The following is a 21793-nucleotide window of genomic DNA, read 5'->3' as shown; positions in this document are numbered from 1 at the left end:
GGCGACGGCATATTTTCCCACGCAATGTTTGCCGCAAGGCGGCAATCTTGCGTATATTCCCGAGCCTGCGCCTTGGCCACCGGCTTGAACCCTGACGATCCGATGAAGACCCATATCTACTACCCCGGCATGGAAGTACGGGATGAACTCTGGCTCAAGTTTGCTCTTATCTATCTGGAGCGGCTCGCCTTCGTCTTCACCGTCAGCGAGAAGAGCGGCCTCACCGCCCTGCTCGATACCCTGCGCCAGCAGAGCGACCTGCTGACCGAACCGCCCGAGCCCGCCTTCTTTGCCGCCATCACGCCCCAGGTCGAGAGCCAGATCACCGGCCTTGTCGCCCCCGACTTCGTCCGCCACAAGGTGTTTGGCAACAAGGCGCTGATCACGCGCTGGCGCCAGCGTGCCAACCACGACTGCTTCTGCCCCGCCCAGCCAGGTCTGGAGCGGCTGCACGGTTTTTGCCTGACCCAGGGCTTTGCGACGCAGGACGAGGGAGGGATCAGGATGGCACGGCGCTTTGCCAACCTGCTCTCCATGCGTCTCGCCCGTGAGTGGGCGCTCGCCAATGAGGGGACCCTCATCACGGATCACGACTACCTGGACCGGCTGCTTCACCTGCTCGAATCCCGCTACCACAACAGGGGCGGTCAGGACTGCTTCCACCTAGAGATCCCGCTGCAAGTGCCCACTCACCTCGCCGAGATCTCCTTTGCGGAGCTGGTTTCCCTGCGCGGGCGCAGCGGTTTTCGCCAGCAGCTGGCGGCCTTCCACCAGGCTCTGGATGCCCTACTCGCCATGCTTGGCAGCGGCTACGCCGACCCTGAGGTACTGGCCCGCTTCGGGCAGGCGCAGCAGGGGCTCAACCAGCTGCTTGGCCCGGAGACCCGCAGCCTACCACTCACCACCCTGGTCAGCTGCTCATTGCCCGCCATGGCGATGATCCACAGGCTCAAGGAGAGTCATCCCGACAGCACTCTGGTCTTCCATCCCATCAAGAAGAGCCACTTCCACCAGCGCAAGAGCCAGCACTTCTTCACCCGGCTGGGTCAGGTCAAACCCTGAGCCAGCTTAGGCACAGAGGCTGCCGTCAAAATATTGTCGCCTGAACGGGTAGCCCCCTTTGACTCGCCTCTCTCAGGAGGGGTTCTCCAACCGAAACTCGATGCGATCGCTGTTGCCCGCCTCGTCCACCACCACCAGCTGGTAGCGCCCCGCCTCGCTCAGCACCTGATCCCCATCCCAGCGCAACCGCTGTCCGTTAAGAAACCAGGCCGGCTTGCCGACACCGCCCAGTACCTTGGGCTGCAACCGGTAACGCTGACTGCGAATAAGATTGCCCTCCCCCAGCGCCACGATGCGAATGGGTGCCTGCAGCTCGGCGCTTCGCCCCTCCCCCGCGCAGCCGCTGGCGAGCAGCGCCTGACGCCGCTCACCGGGCACCCGCCAGGGCTCCAGCGACAGCGGCCACAGGGCCCGAAAACCGGATTGCGCCGCATCATGGCAACGGGTCAGGGTCGGCTCGCCCCCGACAGTCAATGCCAATTGCCGCAGCGGCGAGGGCCAATCCATGGGGTCCGGCAAGGTGGGAGGATCGCGCCCCTCCAGCAACCAGGCACTCTGACGCTGTAGACAAGTCTCTGGCAGGGTCGTGCTCGCCTTGCGCCCCAGCGGCCAGCAGATCTCGGCTTCGCTCACCGTGTTGGGCTGCGCCGGCAAGGGGCTGTTGTCCGAGAGCCGCGAGTAGACCGAAAGCAGCAGCGGCACCGCCGCGCTCTGACCATAAAAACCGGGCAAGGGGGTGCCATCGGGGCGCCCCAGCCAGACGCCGATGGTCCAGCGACCAGAGACCCCCATCGCCCAGCTGTCGCGATAGCCATAGCTGGTACCGGTCTTCCAGGCCAGTCGGTTGACCCGGCCGGTCGCCTCACTGGCAAAAGGTTGATCCGCCCGTCCCTGCGCGCTCAATATTTGCCAGATGATCCAGGCCGCTCCCGGACTCAGCAAGGGGCGCGACACCGCCTGCTGCCCCGCCAGCCAGACCGGCATCGCCACCTGCCCCTCCCTGGTCAACGCGCTGTAGAGCGCCACCAGCTGCTCGAGCCGAATGCCCGCCGCCCCCAGTGCAATGGCTGGATTGGGTTTGTCGGAGAGCGCCAGCCTCACCCCGGCGTTGTCGAGGCGGCTGACCAGCTTGTCGGCCCCAAGCGCCTCTAGCACCTGTACCGCCGGCACGTTGAGGGATTGCTGCAGCGCCTGAGCGAGGGTCACCGGCCCCTGAAAGGCGCCGGTAAAATTGGCGGGTCTATAGTCCGAGCCCAGCCTAGGCGCATCGGAGAGCAGAGAAGCCGAGTGCACCAACCCCTCGTCCATGGCCAGACCGTAGATGAAGGGCTTGAGGGTAGAGCCGGGAGAGCGGATCGCCTGCACCATGTCGAGGTAACCGTGGCGGCGCAAATTGCCATACTCGGCGCTGCCCACATAGGCACGTACCGCCATGGTGCTGTTGTCTACCAAGAGCAGGGCGGCGGAAGTCTGCTCGGGGAAGCGGCGGATATAGCTTGCCACCCGCCCCTCCAGCCAACGCTGCAGATCGCCGTCAATGGTGGTATGCACCAGGGCCCCGGCCTGATGGTCGGCGGCGAGACGGGCAAACAGTGGCGCCTCCATCGGCGTGAAGTGACCGCGAGCCAGCACAGGCTCGATACGCCCCTCCAGCCACACCTGTTCGGGCCAAACGCCCTGTGCCACCAGCCGCTGCATCACCTTGTCACGGGCGGTGCAGGCCCGCTCGGGATGGCGGTCCGGCCGGTTGCGGCTGGGGGCCTGAGGCAGCACCGCCAAGAGCGCCGCCTCGGCATGGGTCAGCTTGGCGGCGCTCTTGCCGAGATAGGCAAAACTTGCCGCCTGCACCCCCTCCAGATTGCCGCCAAAGGGCGCCCGGTTGAGGTAGACGGTGAGCAGGGTGCGCTTGTCATGGTGCCACTCCAGTTGCAGCGCACGGGCCATCTGGCGCAGCTTGCCGGGCACGCTCCTGTGGTAGGGCTCGATAAGACGCGCCACCTGCATGGTGAGGGTCGAGCCCCCCGACACGGCGCGCCCGTAACGCAGCCACTGCCAGACCCCACGCACCATGGCCACCGGATTGACCCCGGGATGACGCCAGAAATGGCGATCCTCGTAGCCGAGCAGCGCCTCGATATAGCGGGGGGAGACCTGCTCCAGGGTCACGGGGTAACGCCACACGCCGCTGGTATCGGCAAAGGCGCGCAGCGGTCGCCCCTTCATGTCGAGCACCACCCGTGCGTAGGCAGGGTCGAGTGGCGGCGGCGGGAAGAGTCGATCCAGCGCCAGCAATGACAGGAGCAGTGCTACAACGCCCAGCACCGAAAAGCGCAACCAGCGTGGCAGGCCACCAAGCCAGCGCCAGCCAGCGCGGCCAGTGCGACCCAGGCTCAGCCAGCCACGCTGCCAGAAAGTGAGCGGGCGAACCCGCTCAAGGGAGGGTTTGTTACTCAGAGATACGCACCTCGTGGATATCCTCACCCACAGCCCGCAGCTCGGGTCGGTACATATCCTCCACCTGGGTCGGCGGCACCTGATAGCGACCCGGCGTCACCGCCCGCATCAGGTAGACCAGTTGCTGGTTGCTCCCGGCGCTCAGATCCAGCGCCGCCGTGTAGCGGTCATCGCGAAACTCCTGATGCTTGAGGTAGTCGTTCCACTCGCTCTGCCACGCAGGTTTCCCCTCGATGGAGAGCTCTTCGAGCTTGATGCTGTTGCCAAGGGCCGGATTCTCCAGCTCAAAGCCAGCGGGCACCATCTCCACCAGCAGGGCATCGGGCACCGCCGATTCAATGCTGACATTGAGCCGCACTACCACCAGATCGCCCACCTTCACCTTGGTCGGGTCAAAACGCTGACCGTCGCTCTTGAACCAGCTGCGGGTCACGCTCATTCCCATGCTGATCCGTGCCGGCGCCTGCTCGGGGTAACCGACCAGGGTGCGCTGCACATAGAGGGATCCCTTGCCCTCGTTGGTGACGGCGCTCGCCGCCAGTGCCTCGGGGGCACCCTGCTGCAGCGGAACCGAACCGCTCAGGGATCCACTGCCAAGAGAGGAGGTTACCCTGGCTTGCCAGTCGACGGCCGGATCGAAGCGGGCGAGTCGCAGCAGGGCGAGCCGCTCCTGGGTGCTGAGCCACTGACGGTGAGCCAGGGTATCGGCCACCTTGGCACTGAGGGCCGGCCAGCGCTCCGCAGCCAGCTTGTGCTGGCGCAGCAGGGAGAGTTCAAGGGCTTGGTCGCGCAGCGGCGAGCCGTAATCCCCGAGATAATCGTCCCCGCGCTCGGTCGCCAATGCCCGACTGAGTGCCTTGGCGGCGTTCTGCTCATCCCCCATGGCCGAGAGCGCCAGCGAGAGGTGGAGCAGCGGCAAACCGGAGCGGGCGTGATCGGCCTGCTGCTCCCAGACAAGGCGCAGGGTAGCGAGTGGGGCCTTGCCCACCCGGGCCAGCACATAGGCGCTGTAGGACTGATAGGCCAGCCGGCTGTGCTCGGGGGCACTGCTCCAGCGCTCACCATACTGACTGTCGGTGAGATAGCTTTGCATCCGGTTCAGCGCCTGATTGAGCATCGCCTCCGGCACGGCATCGCCCGCCTCCTTGCGCGCCAGCAGGTAGTCGGCGGCATAGGCGGTGAGCCACTGCTCCTCGTCGGAGCGACCATCCCACAGACCAAAACCACCGCTTGGCAGTTGCAACCGCTGCAGCCGTTGCAGCAGGGCGCGTTGCACATCCGCCTCGCTCGCCGCTTTCTTGCCCTCTGCGGGTTTGCGCCAGGCGGCCCGCTCATCGGCCGTGGTCAGCAAGTAAGGCCAGGCTCGGGACAGGGTCTGCTCCAGACAGGCATAGGGGTAGTCGGCCAGCGCCTGCCACTGGGCTGCCGGATCCCAGGGCGGAGTGCCGGAGAGGCTGAGCAGCCCCTGCAGGTTGGCACGATCCAGCCCGGCCAGCTCAGCTGGCGCAAAAGCCATCTCTTGGCCGGGGGCCAGCATCTGGTAACGCTGGCGAGTCTCGGCCGGCCAGGGGGAGCGCAGCGGCAGAGACCAGTTGCGGCTGATGGCAAAATCCTTGCCGCTAGCCGCCAACTGCAGGCTTGCCACGCCGCTTGCTCCGGTCACGGTGAGCGGCAGGGTCAGCCACTGCTCCTCGCCATTTTTAAGGGAAAGGGTGCCGGGCAGCTCGCCATTTGCCTTGAGCCCGCCGTTGAGGGTCCAGGCAAGGGAGAGGGTCTGATCCTCGCCGCTCATGTTGCGCAGCTGCACCAGCGCCCGGGTCTCATCCCCTCTGGCGCCAAAGCGCGGCCAGCCGATCTCTGCCACCAGCGGCGCCACCACCTTGACGGCGCGCTCGGCCTCGCCGACTTGCTGTTCGTTCCAGGCCAGCGCCATCAGCGCCAGCTCGCCGTTGAAGTTGGGCAGCTCGAGCGGGATCACCGCCTTGCCCTGCTCATCAAAACTCACCTCGCCGCTCCAGAGCGCGGCAATCTCGACCCGGCTCTCCAGCGCGCCGCCCTTTTTCAGCGGCGCCCGGTCACCCCCGTAGTTGAGGCGGGCCAGCTTGCCATCTTGCGGCGGGATCACCTGACCGTAGTTATCGAACAAATCCTGGGCGAAGCGCTTGCGACCAAAGAAGATCTCGAATGGGTCGAGCGGCTGATAATCGCTGATGTTGAGCACACCCCGATCCACCGCCGCCAGCACCACACGGCCCTGACTGTTGGGGGTGGAGGTGGCGGTCACCTCCAACCGGGTGAGCGGCACCGCTTTGTCCGGCACACTCAGGGTGAGCGGCAGACGGCGCGCTTCCCGGTCCAGGGTGAGCGGCACCAGCCCGACCGAGCGCAGGCTCTGCCCCTGCTGCTTGCCAGCCGGTTTGGAGGCGCGGTCTGGCGCGGCGATCTGGGCCGAGATATGCAGGTCATGACGCTGCCACTCGGGGCTGACCGGGATCTCGAACTCGCCGCGGGCATCCTTGGCATCGCCACCGGCCCCCTTGAGCTCGATACGCTGCCACCAGCGCAGGCCGTCGCCATCTTCCACCAGCAGCAAGCCCTTACCGGGGCGCGGCGCCACCAGGGTCACTTTGGCCTTGTCGCCCGCCTGATAGGCGCGTTTGTCGAGGGTGATGGCAATCTTGTCAGGCCGTGCCTGCTCGCCACCACCGCCCCAGGCGTAACTACCTATCTCCACCCGCAGGCTCGATTGATGGCTCTGACTGTTCTCCACTTCCAATCGATACCAGCCCGCCGCCAGTTGCAGCGTGAGCGGGGTCGGCCCCTTGCCATCCAGCTGCAGGGTCTGCTCCTGCTCCAGATAGGGCTGGCTGTTGAATTCGTACTTCCACCCCTCCCCATCGGCGTAGTGCCAGTAGTAGTCGCGGTACTCGTTGATGAGGCGCACCTTCACCGCCCCCGCCACCGGCTGGCCTTGCTTATCGAGGTTGAGGATCTGGAAGGGGAGCGGCTTGCCACCCTCTACCCGATCAGCCACAAAATCGGCCTTGAGCGCCGGCCACTGGCTGCCCGCGGGCCAGCCATACTGGGTGCGGCTGCGATTGACGGCGCGGCCACCGGGCTCGGCGAGCGACACCCGATAAGCCACCTCCAGCGGCCCGAGACCGCGCACCCCATCGAGCTCATCAGCAAGCGAAAAAGTCCCCTGCCCCTGCGCATCCAGGGTGAGACTCCGCGGCTCAAGATCCTTGGCCTGCTCGGCGAGCAGCACGTCACCCAGCGTGAACTCCTGCCACTGGGTAAAGGGCATGGTGGCGCGGCTTAACTTCACCTCCGCCTTGGCCTTGGTGGCACTGGCTGGTGCGCCGTAGAGATAGTCCCCTTGCAGCGGCAAAGTGAGGGCGGCGTCCAGACTCGTCACTTCCCCATCCGGCCCCTTGCCAAGCTGCAGTTTCAGCCGCTCCGGCAGAAACTCCTCCACCAGAAAAGGCCACTCGAAGCGGCTACCGGCGGCAGTCTTGAGGTTGATGGTCCAGCGCCCGAGCGGCGCATCCTCCGGCAGATGCAGGCCGTAGTGGGCCGCGCCCAAATTGTCCGGCAGCAGGCGCTTTTGTTCGAGCAGTTGGCCGTCCGGCTGTTTCACCTCCAGCTCCACCGCCATGCCCGGCAGCAGCTGGCCATCCTGCCCCTTGAGCAGGATCTCGCTGTCGAGCCGCTCGCCGGGGCGATAGAGATCGCGCCCGCTGAACAGATAGAGCTGTTGGGCCTGCCAGGGCTGGGTGCCGAGATCGAAGGTGGAGAGATCGAGGGCCGCGCCATCGAGGCGCAGCACCGCCAGATGGTTGCCCTGCTCGGCCAGCAGCAGGCGAGCCCCCTGCACCTGATCGAAGCGGCGATGACCTTGGGGGTCGGTGGTTTGCACCTGCAGCCGGTTGCCCTTCTGGTCGAGCAGGGAGAGCTGCACATCCTTGAGGGGGTCGGCGCTGGCCAGGGAGCTGACGAACACCTCCAGCTCATCGCGGTAACGGCGGGCACTGAGCCCCATGTCGCTCACCGCAAAGTAGGTGGTCTCCTTGCGCCAGTCGTAGTTGCCAAGGGGCGACATCACCGCAAAGTAGACGCCGGCCTCCGCCAGCTGCGGCTCCTTCACATTGATGAGGCGGGTCTCGCGCCGGTTGGCATCGAGCTCCAGCGCATAGCGGCCGCTGAACACCCGCTTGGCCCGCTTGGTGATCTGCTCAAGCTCCCAGTTGCCCATGCCGGCACCGGGGCGATACTCGGCCAGGAAACGGGGCAGATACTCCGCATCGACCCGGAAGAAGTCGATATTGACCTCGTCCACATTGACCGCGCTGATGGGCAGGCGCAGCTCGTCGCGCAGCGGCAATACCATGCCGCTCGCGGTAAAGGAGGCCCCCGCCTCCAGCGGCCGGGTCTTGAGGGTCCAGCGCTGGGGGGATGGGCCCAGCCCAGCCTTGAGGCTCACCTCGTAGCGTTTGTCGGGTTGCACGTTCGGGAAATAGAGGGTGCGGCCATCGTCGGCGAGGATCCACTCCCCCTGCACCTGCTTGCCCCCTTCACTCACAGAAAGCCAGCTCTGCCAGTTTGCCTTGGGCGCCAATGGGCCGGAGAAGACCAGCGCCAGCGCCGGGGCATCCCGATACTGGCGGGCATTGGCCTGCACCACGGAGGCGGGCGCCCCCGCCTCCTGCCGGGCCATCGGGTCAGTCGTCGGCTCCTGGCTGACAGGCTTGTCGGGGCCGCAACCAGCCAGCAGCAGCGCCGCCAGCCAGGCCACACGGGGAAGACGAGTCACGGGGCAGGAGAGAGAGAGGTGCATGGTGTTCATCCCGGGTTGGATCGCCGCAGCGCAGGAGCCAATAGAATAAAGCGTCACTCCCGGGAACACCAACTGCCATGTCGGGCGGCATCGGCCCCTGATGAAGAAACGGGCCACTCACTGGAGTGGCCCGTTTGCATACAGAGTGATCAATCGGGCCATTTCAGCCTGGAGGATCTACTCGGCGATCACCGTCTGCCAGGTCTTGAAACCGCCGGAGAGGTTCTTGACCCGAAAACCGTGCTGGCTCAGCAGGCGGCAGGCCACGTGACCCCGCAGTCCCACCTGGCAGCTGATGAGCAGCTCTTTATCCTTGGGCAACTCATCAAGACGGCTGCGCAGCTCGTCCAGAGGAATGTGCAGCGCCCCCGGAATGCGCCCCAGCTTGTCAAGTTCGGGGCCGTTTCGCACATCCACCACCTGCTGATGGGGGTGGCGAGCCTGCACCTCGGCTGCGTGGCAGAGCAGGGTGTCCCCCTTCAGGTGGTTGCTCGCCACGAACCCGGCCATGTTGATCACATCCTTGGCCGAGCCAAAGGGCGGCGCATAGGTGAGCTCCAGATCCTGCAGATCAAACACGGTGAGACCGGCGCGCTGGGCCACCGCCAGCACGTCGATGCGCTTGTCGATGCCATCCTTACCGATGGCCTGGGCGCCGTAAATCTTGCCATCGGGGGCAAACAGCAGCTTGAGGCTGACCGGGTGGGCGCCGGGATAATAGCCGGCGTGGCTGCCCGGGTGGACATAGACCTTCTCGAACGGCAATCCCAACTGCACCAGCCGCTTCTCATTGAGGCCGGTGCTGGCCACCGCCAGATCGAACAGCTTGCAGATGGCGGTTCCTTGCGTCTTCTTGTAGGTTTCGCTTCGCCCCAGCATGTTGTCGGCGGCAATGCGTCCCTGGCGGTTGGCGGGGCCCGCCAGCGGGATCAGCACGGACTCGCCGGTGACGAAGTCGGTCTCCTCCACCGCGTCCCCCACCGCGAAGATGAAGGGATCCGAGGTACGCATCCCGGCATCCACTTTGATGCCGCCCCGCGGTCCCAGCACCAGCCCCGCCTTGGCGGCGAGCAGGGTCTCGGGCTTGACGCCGATGGCGAGGATCAACAGGCCGGTGTCGAGATGAGAGCCGTCGCTCAGGGTCAGGCGCAGTCCACCCCGTTGGGCGGTCGCCACGGCGGCGGTCTTCTCGGCAGGCACCTCCAGGCTCTCGATGGCAGCGAGGCCGGTGCGCAGGCGCAGATCGATGCCCTCCTCCCGGATACGGGCATGGAGCAGGTTGGCCATCTCTTTATCCACCGGCGCCATCACCTGATCGGAGAGCTCAAGCAGGGTGACATCCAGCTTGCGCTGGTGCAGCGCCTCCATCATCTCCAGCCCGATGAAACCGCCCCCCACCACGGTGACGTGGCGGGGCTTGTCGTGCGCCAGCGCCGCCAGGATGCGATCCATGTCGGGAATGCTCCGCAGGGTGTGTACCCCCGGGCTGTCGATGCCGGGGAAGGGAGGCCGGATGGGGGCAGCGCCCGGGCTCAGCAGCAGCACGTCGTAGGCTTCGCGCCGCTCTTCGCCGGTCAGCAGGTTGCGCACCAGCAGGCTCTTGCCGGCCCTGTCTATCTCGATGACGTCGTGAAACACCCGCACATCCACGTTGAAGCGGCGCTTGAAGCTTTGCGGTGTCTGCAGCAGCAGGGCATCCCGATCCGGGATATCCCCCCCGATGTGATAAGGCAGACCGCAGTTGGCGAAGCTCACGAACTCGCCCCGCTCGAACATCACGATCTCCGCCTCTTCGCTCAAACGGCGGGCACGGGCGGCGGCGGACGCCCCCCCGGCCACACCACCCACAATCAGGATCCGTTTCATCTGCAAGACTCCACTCAACAGGAAATGACCAATAAATTAGACTTATCTAATTTAGAGTTCAATGAAATTTTGTTTGCCACGGATTTGCAGTATTCTTGCCCTCCGACAATTGCTCAACAGGATAGTGTCAGTTCATGTCGTCTACCGCGCTCAGCCATCTTCCGACCGCCAGCCAGGCGCCCCTGTTTTTCCGCCTGGATACCCGTAGTCAACGGCTGGTCGCCCTGACCGATGTGATGCAGACGCCGCTCCACTGGCTCGACGAGCCCCGCAGTGCCTGGCCGGCCCAATTGCCGGACGCCCTGCGCCAGCCCATCGAGCAGCGGCTGGCCAGCGGCAAGGGGGGCAAGCTGGTGCTGCGCTTTGACGCTCTCCTCTGGCACATTTCCCTCTCCCACGAGCAGGACGCCTTCTGGCTCATCTGCCTGCAGACCCAGTCCCAGGAGAGCGCCGCCAGCCTGTCCCTGCAACTGCCGCGCCTGAGCCAGATGGCCAGCCAGCAGCAGTATGACGCCATGCTGGAGAGCCTCAAGGAGTGCCTGGGGGCCGATCGCCTGATCCTCTGGCACTACCAGGCCCATGGCGCCCTTGGCGGCGAGCAGCTGACCCCGGTGTTCACCCTGGGGGTGGACGCGCTCGGTGCCATTCGCGGAGACAGCCGTTACATCCGGGCCCTGCGCGCCCGGGGCGCCCTGAGTTTCTCGGAGGCGGCCCACCAGCCCATGCTGAGCCAGCACTACTATCTGGCCGATGCCAATGTCTGCTCCCGCCTGGACGGCGCCTTGCTGGAGCAGGAGAAGCTCATCGGCGTGCTCAGCCTGGAGTATGCCGAGAGCACCCTCATCAGCGATGACACCCTGCAACTGGTGCGTCATTGCGCCCGCTTGCTCGGCCACTGGCAGCCGGACCCCGTGGCGACCGACGCCCCGGACCTCGCGCCCCCACCCGGGCTTGCCAACCTGACCGGCAACGATTACTGCCGCGCCCTGCTGCGCTGGGCCATGGGCCTGAGCGGTGCCCACAGGGGCTGGATCGGCGAGTTTCAGCCTCGCGGTCAGGATCTCTGGCTCATTCCCCGCTGCGTGGTGGAGGGGGAGACCTTCGCCGTCGTCAAACCCATGCCCATGGACATCGGCCCGGGCCGGGAGATCTTCCAGCACGGGCAGAGTCTCTACGTGGAAGATCTGGCCCTGCGCTATCCCCAGTCCAGCCAGCTGCTGGCTCTCGACGCCAAGGCCTATGTCGGCATCCCCTTCCCGGGGCCAAACGGTCTCCCTCTGGGGCAGCTCACCCTGCTGCTCGCCACCCCCCTGGCCGATCCCGCGCCCCTGCTGGACGTCCTCTACGAACAGCGCGAGCGGGCCGCCAGCGAGTTGCAGCGCCTGGCCAATGACGATGCCCTGCGCCTGGCCGAAGTGGCCTTCAACACCCACGACGGCCTGCTGGTGATGGATCACGGGGGCATCATCCTCAAGGTCAATGCCTCCTTCAGCCGCATCACCGGCTTTGCCAGCGAGGAGATGCTGGGCCTGCACATCGACGCCCTGAGGCCCACCTACTATGGCGACACCCTCAAGGAGGAGGTGATCGCGGCTGTCAACCGGCAGGGATACTGGCTCGGGGAGGAACAATGCCTGCACAGGGAAGGACACCTCTTCCCGGTGCGGCTCATGGTGAGCGGGGTCAAGGACGAGGAGGAGGAGATCAGCCACTTCGTCTGCAGCTTCCACGACATCACCCAGGAGAAAGAGACCGCCCGCCACATCGAGCGCCTCGCCTACTACGACGACCTGTGCGATCTCTACAACAGGCGCAGCCTGACCGACATCATGCAGCGCACCCTGCAGGCCCCGAGTGGTCAGTGGGGGGCCCTGCTGCTGCTGGATCTGGACAACTTCAAATCCATCAACGACTCCCTCGGTCACGCCTGCGGCGATCTGCTGCTCCAGGCCGTGGTGGTGCGACTCAAGTCCCTGCCCCAGGAGAACCTGGTGCTCGCCCGCACTTCGGGTGACGAATTTGCCCTGCTATTCACGGCACTGGGCCAGGGCTATATCACCGCCAAGATCCTGGCGGAGCACTTTGCCCGGGAGCTGATGGGGATCTTCCGTGCCCCCTTCGACATCGGCGATCACAAGCTGCACTGCAGCGCCTCCGTGGGGATCAGCCTGTTCAGCGATGACGACAAGGATCACCTTGTCCTGATGCAGCAGGCCGATACCGCCGTTCACATGGCCAAGCGCGCGGGCCAGGGCAACCATATCTTCTTCAGTGAAGCCATGGCGGAAAAAGAGAAGAGCAAGCTTTCTCTCAACAACCAGCTGCGCGATGCCCTGCGCAACAACGAGCTGGTGCTGCACTACCAGCCCCAATACCGGGTCGACAACGGCACGCTCTCGGGCATAGAGGCGCTGCTGCGCTGGCAGAAGGCCGACGGCACCATGGTGCCCCCCGGGGAGTTCATTCCCATCGCCGAGGAGACCACCCTGATCCAGGAGATAGGCTACTGGGTGATGAAGACCGCCTGTGCCCAGTACAGCTTCTGGCTCAACAACGGTCTCGCCATCCCCCATCTGTCGGTCAACGTCAGCGCCCGCCAGTTCCACACCGCCGGTTTCGTGCAGCAGGTGGAGTACATACTGCGGGACACCGGGGTGCCCCCGTCGCGCCTGCTGCTGGAGATCACCGAGTCCGTGGTGCTGGAAAACCGGCTGGAGAGCATCGCCAGGATCCGCCAGCTCAAGGCCCTCGGCCTGCTCATCTCCATCGACGACTTCGGCACGGGCTACTCGTCCCTGGCCTATCTGCGGGATCTGCCCGCCGACGAGGTGAAGCTCGACAGAAGCTTCATCCAGACCCTGGTCCACAGCGAACAGGACAAGGCCATCGTCAAGGCCATCCTGGATCTCGCCCGGGTGTTTCGTTTCACCGTCACCGCAGAAGGGGTGGAGGAAGAGGAGCAGCTCGCCGTGCTCAAGGCCCTGGGATGCCAGCATTATCAAGGCTTCCTCACCAGCCGGCCGCTCCCCGTCAAGGCACTGGAGAGCCTGCTGGGTGCCACCCCTGCGGGCTAAACTGGTAGGATTTATAGGGCTTTCTGTCATAAAATAACGACCGCTCGAACCTTGTCCGCACCATTGGAGTCGTCTATGTCAGTCATTAACCGGATCCCCGCCGTTGAATCCAAGGGACCTGCCACCCCCGGCACGCAGCGGATCCCGACCGTTGAAGCCAGCGACACCGGCACTACCGACATCATTGGCCGGATCCACTCCGTCGAGACCTGCGGGACCGTCGACGGCCCCGGCATCCGCTTCATCGTGTTCATGCAGGGCTGCCTGATGCGCTGCAAGTATTGTCACAACCGGGACACCTGGGACACCCAGGGCGGCCGCGAGGTCACCGTGCCCGAGCTGATGAAGGATCTCACCAGCTATCGCCACTTCATGAATGCCTCCGGCGGTGGCGTGACCGCCTCCGGCGGCGAGGCCATGCTGCAGCAGGAGTTCATCGCCGAACTGTTCACCGCCTGCAAGGCCCAGGGGATCCACACCTGCCTCGACACCAACGGTTTCGTGCGTCACTACGACGAGCTGCTCGACCGGGTGCTGGACAACACCGATCTGGTGCTGCTCGACATCAAGCAGATCAACGACGAGAAGCACATTCCCCTCACCCACGTCAGTAACAAGTACACCCTGGAGTTCGCCCGCTACCTGGCCTCCCGCGGTCAGACCATGTGGATCCGCTACGTGGTGGTACCCACCTGGTCCGACGATGACGAAAGCGCAGAAGGACTCGGCCAGTTCATCGCCGAGCTGGGGGAGTGCGTCGAGAAGGTGGAGCTGCTGCCCTACCACGAACTTGGCAAGCACAAGTGGGACGTGCTGGGAGATACCTATGATCTGGTCGGCATCAAGCCCCCCAGCAAGGAGACCATGGACAGGGTCCAGGGCATCCTTGGCAAGTATCACCCCAACGTGAAGTATTGAGACAGGAGGCCGCCCGGCAGAGGGCGGCCTCTTTTCACTGCGCCGGCGTTCGCCACGGCGCCATCACCGACAGCCGCATCCGGGGGAACCGCTCATGAGTGAAGGACAAGTTGCCGCCCTCCTGCTCTGGCTGGTGCTGCTCGCCTTCAGTCTGAACGCCTCCCTGCTGCGCACCCTTGGCGCCCACCCGCTCTATCAGCATCTTTGCCTCGGCGGCGCCATCGTGCTGGTACCGCTGTGGACCTTGCGGGCCGGGTTGCACGAGGGGCTCGAGATCCACTTTCTCGGCCTCACCAGCCTGACCCTGTTGCTGGGCTGGCGCCTCGCCCTGCTCGCCCCCTGCCTCACCCTGCTACTCCTCGCTTACTTCGGGGTCATCCCCCTGGCCGACATCGGCTGGCAGGCCCTCATCGGCGTTGCCCTGCCGGTGGCCACCAGCTGGCTGCTGTTTCTGGGGAGCTGGGCCTGGCTGCCTCGCCACCTCTTCGTCTACCTGTTCGTGGCGGCATTTCTCGGGGGGGCGCTGAGCATCTCGGCCAAGGTGCTCGCCAGCGCCCTGCTGATGGGGGTGAGCGGCACCTACTCCTGGCACACCATCAGCGCCGACTACCTCTCCATCTGGCCGCTGCTACTCTTCCCCGAGGCGCTCCTCAACGGCATGACCATGACCCTGCTCGCCGTCTATCGCCCCCACTGGGTCAACACCTTCTTCGACAGGGAGTACCTGGGGCGCTGAGCCTGCCCGTGGTCCATAAAAGAAGCCCGCAGTTGCGGGCTTTTTCTCTGCTGGCAGTCAGACGCTGCGCGGGCGCAGGTGGGCATGCCAGCGGGCTTCCCACTTCTTGAACAACCAGACGATGACGAAGGTGAGCAGCATGTAGAGCAGACCTGCGGTCAGGAACGCCTCGAACGGGCTGTAGTAGCGGGAGTTGATGATCCGCGCCGCCCCCGTCAGATCGACGATGGTGATGATGCCCGCCACCGCCGACCCCTGCAGCATGAAGATCACCTCGTTGCTGTAGGCCGGCAGCGCACGGCGAAACGAGTTGGGCAGGATGATGCGGGTGAGGGTCTGCCAGCGGGTCATGCCGAAGGCGCTTGCCGCTTCTATCTGCCCCTTGGGCATGTTCATCACGGCGCCACGCACTATCTCGGCGGTGTAGGCACCGGTGTTGAGAGTGAACGCCAGCAGGGCACAGAACCAGGCTTCCGAGAAGAGGGACCAGGCCGCACTGTTCTTGAGCCACTCCCACTGGGCGGCACCGTAGTAGATGATGAAAAGCTGCACCAGGAGCGGGGTGCCGCGAAAGAAGTAGATATAGGCCCAGATTGGCCCCTTGATCAACCAGTTGCGGCTGTTGCGCAGTATGCCCATGGGCACCGCCAGCATGAGCCCCAGCATGAGCGAGGCGGCCACCAGCCAGATGGTGGTATAGAGACCCTCCCAGTAGGTGGGCCACTCCTTGAGAATGATCGAGAAATCCATGGCTTACCTCGTCTTGATGGCGTAGTGACGCTCGGCCCACTTGAGCGCCGAGGTAGAGACTGCGGTGAAGACCAGGAAGATCAGCGCCACCGCCATGTAGAAGGTGAAAGGCTGCTGGGTCGAGCCCGCCGCGAGCGACGCCTTTCGCACCATGTCATCGAGCCCGATGATGGAGACCAGGGCCGTGGTTTTCAGCAGCACCAGCCAGTTGTTGCCAAACCCGGGCAGGGCGTGGCGCATCATCTGGGGAAAGAGGATCCGCACAAAGACCTGGCTTGCCCGCATGCCGAAGGCACGGGCCGCCTCGAGCTCCCCCTTGTCCACCGCCAGGATGGCGCCGCGGAAGGTCTCGGTCATGTAGGCGCCGAAGATGAAGCCGATGGTGGCGACCCCGGCCGCAAACGGGCTGATGTCGATGTAATCGGGCAGCAGGGAGACCCACTCCTGGTTCGGGTTGCTCGCCAGCAGGTGGTTGTTGTAGGCCTCGTTGACCCAGGTGCAGATCCCGTTGATGAGCACCTGGCCGCCGAAGAAGAGCAGCATCATCAGCACCAGATCCGGGATGCCGCGAATGACGGTGGTGTAGGCCGCCGCGATGCCGCGTGCCCACTTGTAGGGAGAGAGCTTGGCCAGGGCCCCCAGCATGCCGAGCACCAGGGCCAGCAGCAGGGAGGCGAGCGCCACCTCCAGGGTGATCCAGGCCCCCTCCAGCAGAGAGGTTTCGTATCCTTTCAAATCAAACATATGCAATGCAGCTCCATCGCAATCGGGCCCGTCACTCCCAGCGGAAGGCAACGGGCCCGATGACTACTGACGGGATCAACCTGTCGTTGTTCGCCTGACGTCGGCTTACTCGCCGTACACGTCGAAGTCGAAGTACTTGTCGTTGATTTCCTTGTACTTGCCATTGGCACGCAGGGCCAGGATGGCGGCATTGAATTTCTCTTTCAGATCCTTGTCAGCCTTGCGCACCGCGATGCCGGCACCCTCGCCAAACCACTTGGGATCGGTCAGTTTCGGGCCGATGAACTCGAAGGCATCGCCCCCTTCCTTCTTCAGCAGGCCGTCGCTGATGGCGGCGGAGTCGGCCATCACGTAATCGACACGGCCGGATTTCAGATCGAGGTAGGCTTCATCCGCAGTGCCGTAGCGCTTGATGGTGGCGTTGGGGAAGTTGTCGGTGATGTAGGTATCCATGGAGGTGGCACGCTGCACGGCGATGGTCTTGCCGTCCATGAAGGCCTTGTCAAGCTGGATCTCGGTCCCTTTCTTGGCGGCGAAGCGCGCCGGGATGTGCTGGTACTTCTGGGTGAAGTCCACCTTCTTCTTGCGCTCTTCGGTGATGTCCATGGTGGCGATGATGGCGTCATACTTGCGCGACAGCAGCGCCGGAATGATGCCGTCCCAGTCCTGCTTGATCAGGGTGCACTTCACTTTCATCTCTTCGCACAGGGCGTTGGCGATGTCGATGTCGAAGCCTTTCACCTCGCCGCTCGGCTCGGTCCAGGAGAAGGGGGGATAGGCCCCTTCCACCCCGATCCGGACCTCTTTCCACTCCTTGGCCATCAGGCTACCGGAACACAGGGCCGTCATCACGGCAGTCGCCAGCATCAGCTTGTTCATGTATCTCTCCTTGATAAACACGTCGATCATTGAAAACACAGATTGTTGAAAATACAGCCCGTCCATCAATAGATGGAAGAGATGAATTGCTTGAATCGCTCCGACTTGGGATGGGCGAAGATCTCCTTGGGATTGCCCTCCTCCTCCACGCGCCCCTGGTGCAGGAACATCACCTTGTTCGACACGTCGCGGGCGAAGGACATCTCGTGGGTCACCACCATCATGGTACGCCCCTCTTCCGCCAGCTCGCGCATCAGGCCAAGGACCTCCCCCACCAGTTCAGGGTCGAGGGCCGAAGTAGGCTCGTCAAACAGCATCACCTCGGGCTCCACCGCCAGCGCCCGGGCGATGGCGGCCCGCTGCTGCTGACCGCCGGAGAGGTGACCAGGATAATAGTCGCGACGCTCCCACAGCCCCACCCGGTTGAGCAGGTGCTCCGCCTTGGCGATGGCCTCGGCACGGGGCACCTTGAGTACCTGGATGGGCACTTCGATGATGTTCTGCATGATGGTCATGTGGGACCAGAGATTGAAGCTTTGAAACACCATGGCCAGTCGGCTGCGGATACGCTCCACTTGGCGCATGTCCTCCGGCAGGCGTTCGCCGGAACGGCTGGTTTTCATCCGGATCAGCTCCCCGTGGAGGGAGACGCTGCCCGATGAGGGGGTTTCAAGCAGATTGATACAGCGTAGAAAGGTCGACTTCCCCGAACCCGAGGAGCCGATGAGGGAGATCACATCCCCCTTGTGGGCCGTCATATCGATGCCCTTGAGCACTTCGTGGGTGCCAAAATACTTGTGCAGATCACGAACTTCCAGTGCGGCAACGTCGCTCATCCATTACAACCTTGTCTGTCCCTAGACGCCGCTTCGGCGTGACTCCACCATCGTCCATTTAACAAAACGTTAACCGATGGTAACCTTCAGCGAAAATATCATTGAGGTAGTGAAAAAACAATACAGAACCGAGGTATTTGGTGTTTTATCTGTATTTTTATTGGTCTATTGAGTATTTTTCAGCACTTTGTCTGCATAAAATCCATTTTTTGTCGCACCTTCCCTACCGCTCTTTTATACCCGCAGCGCACTGGTAGCAAGCATATTTCACCATATCCGCCAGATGTCACCCAAAAGGACTTTATTCACCCGGGCAGATTCCCCTTCTCTCGTCATTTCATGGGGATGAAATTGATTTTTCAGGTGATGTGGCCCTCTTTCCCCGTTTGCGTACAGAGCCGACTGTCATCAAAAAACACAACAATATGATAAAAAAGTCCCGTATGGGCCATGCTGATGCACAGATCCGTGACACAGGTGCAACAAGTCGTGATAAGGTGCCGTTTTTCCACGTTTTGTGATCGAGGCCCCGATGTTGCTCAATGTGTTGCTGATCCTGCTGCCGCTCGTGATCGGCTATCTGGTTCCCCTCTCTTCCGCCCGTCTGATCAAACTGGTCAACCAGTCCCTGGGCAAGATGGTCTACCTCATCCTGTTCCTGATGGGTCTGGGGCTGGCCTATGTGGAGAACCTGGGCAGCAACCTGGCAGTGATCTTCAAGGTGGCAGGGGTGATGCTCGCAGCCATTACCCTCTGCAACCTGCTGGCCCTGTGGTGGCTGGACAAGCGCAGCCCCCCCACCCACGAGGCCAGTGACGGCAAGATGCCGAGCAAGCTGCACCTGTTATGGGAATCCCTCCAGCTCTGTTTCGTGGTGCTGGGGGGCGTCTTGCTGGGGCTGGTGGTGGACCTGCGCGCCCTGCCCATCGACAAGTTGAGCGAGTGGGCCCTGATGCTGCTGCTCTTGCTCATCGGCATCCAGATGCGCAACTCCGGCATGCGCCTGCGCCAGATCCTGCTCAACCCCTGGGGCATGAAGATCGCGCTCACCGTCATCCTCAGCAGCTGGCTCGGCAGCCTGCTGGCCGCCCAGCTGCTCGGCATGCCCTTTGCCCATGGCCTCGCGATGAGCTCCAGTTTTGGCTGGTATTCGCTCTCCGGCATTCTGGTAGCGGACAAGCTGGGCCCGGTGCTGGGCTCCGCCGCCTTCATCAACGATCTGGGGCGCGAGCTTATCGCCATCCTCATCATCCCGGTGCTGATGCGCCGCCATCCCAGCGCCGCCATCGGCTACGGCGGCGCGACGGCGCTGGACTTCACCCTGCCTGTCATCCAGAAATCCGGCGGCATCCAGGTGGTGCCGGTGGCCATCGTCTCCGGCTTTATCCTGAGCCTGCTCGGCCCCATTCTGATCCTGGGGTTTCTCGCCATCTGAACCCCATGGCACGACAAAGCCCGGCACTGCTGCCGGGCTTTTTGTTGATGAACTGAGCGGGCTGGATGACAGGCGCCGGTATTCAGGTGCGCCACCGCCCCCCACTCATCACCCGCTCGATGGCGAACGTATCAGGATCGATCAGCAGCAGATCCGCATCCTGTCCTACCCCCAGGGTACCCTTGCTCGCAAGCCCCAGCGCCCTGGCCGGATTGGCCGTCACTACCGCCAGTGCCGTCTCCAGCGCCACCCCCTTGCCGCAGGCCGCCACCACCTCCTGCCACAGGCTCCCTATCTGGCCGCAGCGCAGCTCGATGAGGCGCCCCTCGCCGTCAAAGCGCGGCAGACTGGCGTTGGCGTCCGAGCTGAAGCTGATGCGATCCACGGGCACGCCGGCCGCCAGCAACGCCACCAGGGCGTCGGCCGCGAGCCGCTCTCCGTCATCCAGCAGGTCCGGGAAGCTCGACGTGGTGAGGTCGACCCAGCCGCCTGCCCGACCCCACTCGATGGCCTCGGCAAAGAGCCAGGGGTTGCGGTTGCAGTGGGTGGGGTAGAGCTGGCGTTGCGGGATGTCGGTGCCGTCCCGCAACGCCCGCAGGGGCGCCAGCCCCCCCCCCGGCCATCCCCCAGGTGAAAGAAGCTGACGCCACTTTTGCCCGACAACAGCCCGGCCACCCGCGCCTCGCTCGCCAGGCGCGCCAGCTCGTCGTGGGTGGGGGCGCTGGACCTGTGATCGCTGATGGCCACCTCCCCCACCCCCAGCACTTCGGGGATCAGCATGATGTCCGACTCCACCGTGCCGGTGAGGGTCTTGACCGGCAGGTGGTAGGAGCCGGTGTACATGAAGGCGCTCACCCCGGCGGCGCGAAACTCGCGCACCTTCCCCAGCACCTGGGCCGGGCTGCGGGTCAGGCTGTCGGTGCCGAGGGCCGCCACGAGCGTGGTAACCCCCGCCGCCAGAGCTTCCCTTGCCGAGAGCTCCGGCGTGCGAAAGCCGAAGCCTCCCTCGCCGCCGCCTCCCGTGATATGGGCGAGCGGGTCTACCAGTCCGGGCACCAGATAGCGGCCGCCAGCGTCCACCCGCGTCAGTGGCCAGTCGACCGGAACCGTCAGTCCCTTGCCCATCCAGGCGATGCGGCCATCCGCCACCAGCAGATCCTGCTGGCCGAGCGGGGCCGGACTATGGATCTGCGCACCCTCGATCAGGGTCAACATGGGGTCTCTCCTTGCTGCATGAAAAAGGAGGGAGCAGGCTCCCTCCGACTGTTACCCATCAACCGCCATAGATATCGTACTTGAAGTACTTCCGGTTGATCTCCTGATACTTGCCGTTGGCGCGCAGGGCCTTGATGGCGTCGTTCAGCCTGGCCCTGAGATCCGGATCCCCCTTGCGCACCGCGATCCCCATGCCGTCGCCAAACCATTGACGGTCGGTCAGGGCCGGCCCCACATAGTCGAACTTGTCGCCCCCTTCCTTGCCAAGCAACCCCTGTTCGATGGCCGAGGCGTCGGCCAGCAGGGCCAACACCCGTCCCGCCTTCAGATCGAGGTAGGCTTCATCGGCACTGCCGTAACGCACTATGGTGACGCTGGAGCCGAAGTTGTCGGTCAGGTACTTGTCGTGGGTGGTGGCCCGCTGCACGCCGATGCGCTTGCCCGCCATCCCTTCCGGCGTCAGCGTCAGTTCGGTGCCCCTGGCCGCCACGAAGCGGTTGGGAATGTGTGCATATTTCTCGGTGAAGTCGACCTTCTTGCGCCGCTCGTCGGTGATCGACATGGCAGCGATGATGGCGTCGTACTTGCGCGACAGCAGGGCCGGGATCATGCCGTCCCAATCCTGGGCCACCAGTTCGCACCTGACGGCCATCTGCTGGCACAGGGCGTTGGCAAGATCGATGTCAAATCCCTTGATCTCTCCGGACGCATCGGTCCATGAGAAGGGTGGATAGGCCCCCTCCACGCCAAAGCGTACCGTCTTCCACTCCTTGGCGGTGACGGGGGTGGCGAGCAGACAGGCAGCAACAAGCTTGTCCATCTTAAATGCGAACCTGATTATCCATGACCCTCAGCCAGCTTCAAGAGCCGATATGGCATCGGAGGGCTTGCCACGACTGCATGCCCCAATTCAACCAACATGCTCTTGAGGTCAAAACGATGATTAAACCGGAAGCAGTATTCCGCAAGATGCCTTGGTAAATGCTT

The 21793-nt window shown here is 64.0% G+C and carries 13 protein-coding genes and 2 pseudogenes; 5 read left to right on the top strand and 10 right to left on the bottom strand.

The genetic code is table 11. From position 1 onward, the window contains the following. The first annotated feature begins 102 nt into the window (after positions 1-102). A complete protein-coding gene (locus MUW49_RS10620; protein ID WP_119196750.1) occupies positions 103-1062 on the top strand; it encodes a hypothetical protein in 960 nt (319 codons plus the stop codon). 72 nt (positions 1063-1134) lie between these two features. On the opposite strand, the gene pbpC is transcribed toward MUW49_RS10620, so the two are convergent. The 3 genes from pbpC to MUW49_RS10605 form a co-directional block, all read right to left on the bottom strand. Next, positions 1135-3543: a penicillin-binding protein 1C gene (pbpC, locus tag MUW49_RS10615; RefSeq protein ID WP_244812714.1), complete on the bottom strand. Its 2409-nt coding sequence runs from the start codon at positions 3541-3543 to the stop codon at positions 1135-1137. Then, complete coding sequence (locus tag MUW49_RS10610) at positions 3509-8353, bottom strand: alpha-2-macroglobulin (protein WP_244812713.1); 4845 nt, start codon at positions 8351-8353, stop codon at positions 3509-3511. The genes pbpC and MUW49_RS10610 overlap by 35 nt, the downstream gene beginning before the upstream one ends. 177 nt (positions 8354-8530) lie before the next feature. Further along, the gene (locus MUW49_RS10605) at positions 8531-10219 is read right to left on the bottom strand and encodes an FAD-dependent oxidoreductase (RefSeq protein WP_053288554.1); all 1689 of its coding nucleotides are present in this window, start codon (positions 10217-10219) and stop codon (positions 8531-8533) included. Between the two features lie 134 nt (positions 10220-10353). On the opposite strand from MUW49_RS10605, the gene MUW49_RS10600 reads away from it, so the two are divergent. The 3 genes from MUW49_RS10600 to MUW49_RS10590 all read left to right on the top strand — a co-directional run bounded on the left by MUW49_RS10600 (position 10354) and on the right by MUW49_RS10590 (position 14947). Continuing rightward, positions 10354-13293 (top strand): GGDEF and EAL domain-containing protein, encoded by a 2940-nt coding sequence (locus tag MUW49_RS10600; RefSeq protein WP_244812711.1) that lies wholly within the window; start codon positions 10354-10356, stop codon positions 13291-13293. 75 nt (positions 13294-13368) lie between these two features. Next, positions 13369-14211 carry a pyruvate formate lyase 1-activating protein gene (gene pflA / locus MUW49_RS10595; RefSeq protein ID WP_010674272.1) on the top strand — a complete coding sequence of 281 codons (843 nt, stop codon included), beginning with the start codon at positions 13369-13371 and terminating at the stop codon, positions 14209-14211. A gap of 94 nt (positions 14212-14305) precedes the next feature. After that, complete coding sequence (locus MUW49_RS10590; protein WP_053288556.1) at positions 14306-14947, top strand: energy-coupling factor ABC transporter permease; 642 nt, start codon at positions 14306-14308, stop codon at positions 14945-14947. A gap of 57 nt (positions 14948-15004) precedes the next feature. Here MUW49_RS10590 and MUW49_RS10585 read toward each other — a convergent pair whose 3' ends face one another. The 4 genes from MUW49_RS10585 to MUW49_RS10570 form a co-directional block, all read right to left on the bottom strand. Beyond that, the gene (locus tag MUW49_RS10585) at positions 15005-15697 is read right to left on the bottom strand and encodes an ABC transporter permease (RefSeq protein ID WP_010674270.1); all 693 of its coding nucleotides are present in this window, start codon (positions 15695-15697) and stop codon (positions 15005-15007) included. A 3-nt stretch (positions 15698-15700) separates the two neighbouring features. Beyond that, positions 15701-16441, bottom strand: a complete 741-nt coding sequence (locus MUW49_RS10580; RefSeq protein ID WP_010674269.1) for an ABC transporter permease — start codon at positions 16439-16441, stop codon at positions 15701-15703. A 105-nt stretch (positions 16442-16546) separates the two neighbouring features. Beyond that, positions 16547-17320 carry an ABC transporter substrate-binding protein gene (locus MUW49_RS10575; RefSeq protein ID WP_010674268.1) on the bottom strand — a complete coding sequence of 258 codons (774 nt, stop codon included), beginning with the start codon at positions 17318-17320 and terminating at the stop codon, positions 16547-16549. 65 nt (positions 17321-17385) lie between these two features. Beyond that, positions 17386-18156 carry an ABC transporter ATP-binding protein gene (locus MUW49_RS10570; protein WP_010674267.1) on the bottom strand — a complete coding sequence of 257 codons (771 nt, stop codon included), beginning with the start codon at positions 18154-18156 and terminating at the stop codon, positions 17386-17388. A 532-nt stretch (positions 18157-18688) separates the two neighbouring features. Between MUW49_RS10570 and MUW49_RS10565 the strand changes: the two genes are divergently transcribed. Then, positions 18689-19591: a lysine exporter LysO family protein gene (locus MUW49_RS10565; protein WP_041215456.1), complete on the top strand. Its 903-nt coding sequence runs from the start codon at positions 18689-18691 to the stop codon at positions 19589-19591. Positions 19592-19673: 82 nt separating this feature from the next. On the opposite strand, the pseudogene iadA reads toward MUW49_RS10565, so the two are convergent. The 3 genes and pseudogenes from iadA to MUW49_RS10550 all read right to left on the bottom strand — a co-directional run. Then, positions 19674-20806, bottom strand: a pseudogene (iadA, locus tag MUW49_RS10560) (beta-aspartyl-peptidase). 58 nt (positions 20807-20864) lie between these two features. Next, entirely contained in the window at positions 20865-21626 is a 762-nt protein-coding gene (locus MUW49_RS10555; protein WP_201873161.1) for an ABC transporter substrate-binding protein, read from the bottom strand. 17 nt (positions 21627-21643) lie between these two features. Then, positions 21644-21793, bottom strand: a pseudogene (locus tag MUW49_RS10550) (IS1595 family transposase); the annotation flags it as partial.

It is taken from the genome of Aeromonas sp. LsrichE-8G (genome assembly GCF_022869435.1).
GTDB classification, from domain to species: Bacteria; Pseudomonadota; Gammaproteobacteria; order Enterobacterales; family Aeromonadaceae; genus Aeromonas; species Aeromonas caviae.
Note: the sequence above shows the minus strand (reverse complement) of the source record. Positions and strands in the feature narration are given on the sequence as shown.

Excerpts from the sequence above, each read along its gene's own strand:
- MUW49_RS10600 (WP_244812711.1), top strand. The coding sequence starts at position 10,354 with ATGTCGTCTACCGCGCTCAGCCATCTTCCGACCGCCAGCCAGGCGCCC.
- MUW49_RS10565 (WP_041215456.1), top strand. The coding sequence starts at position 18,689 with ATGTTGCTCAATGTGTTGCTGATCCTGCTGCCGCTCGTGATCGGCTAT.
- MUW49_RS10590 (WP_053288556.1), top strand. The coding sequence starts at position 14,306 with ATGAGTGAAGGACAAGTTGCCGCCCTCCTGCTCTGGCTGGTGCTGCTC.
- MUW49_RS10620 (WP_119196750.1), top strand. The coding sequence starts at position 103 with ATGAAGACCCATATCTACTACCCCGGCATGGAAGTACGGGATGAACTC.
- MUW49_RS10570 (WP_010674267.1), bottom strand. The coding sequence starts at position 18,156 with ATGAGCGACGTTGCCGCACTGGAAGTTCGTGATCTGCACAAGTATTTT.
- MUW49_RS10555 (WP_201873161.1), bottom strand. The coding sequence starts at position 21,626 with ATGGACAAGCTTGTTGCTGCCTGTCTGCTCGCCACCCCCGTCACCGCC.
- pflA (WP_010674272.1), top strand. The coding sequence starts at position 13,369 with ATGTCAGTCATTAACCGGATCCCCGCCGTTGAATCCAAGGGACCTGCC.
- MUW49_RS10610 (WP_244812713.1), bottom strand. The coding sequence starts at position 8,353 with ATGCACCTCTCTCTCTCCTGCCCCGTGACTCGTCTTCCCCGTGTGGCC.
- MUW49_RS10585 (WP_010674270.1), bottom strand. The coding sequence starts at position 15,697 with ATGGATTTCTCGATCATTCTCAAGGAGTGGCCCACCTACTGGGAGGGT.
- MUW49_RS10605 (WP_053288554.1), bottom strand. The coding sequence starts at position 10,219 with ATGAAACGGATCCTGATTGTGGGTGGTGTGGCCGGGGGGGCGTCCGCC.
- MUW49_RS10575 (WP_010674268.1), bottom strand. The coding sequence starts at position 17,320 with ATGAACAAGCTGATGCTGGCGACTGCCGTGATGACGGCCCTGTGTTCC.
- MUW49_RS10580 (WP_010674269.1), bottom strand. The coding sequence starts at position 16,441 with ATGTTTGATTTGAAAGGATACGAAACCTCTCTGCTGGAGGGGGCCTGG.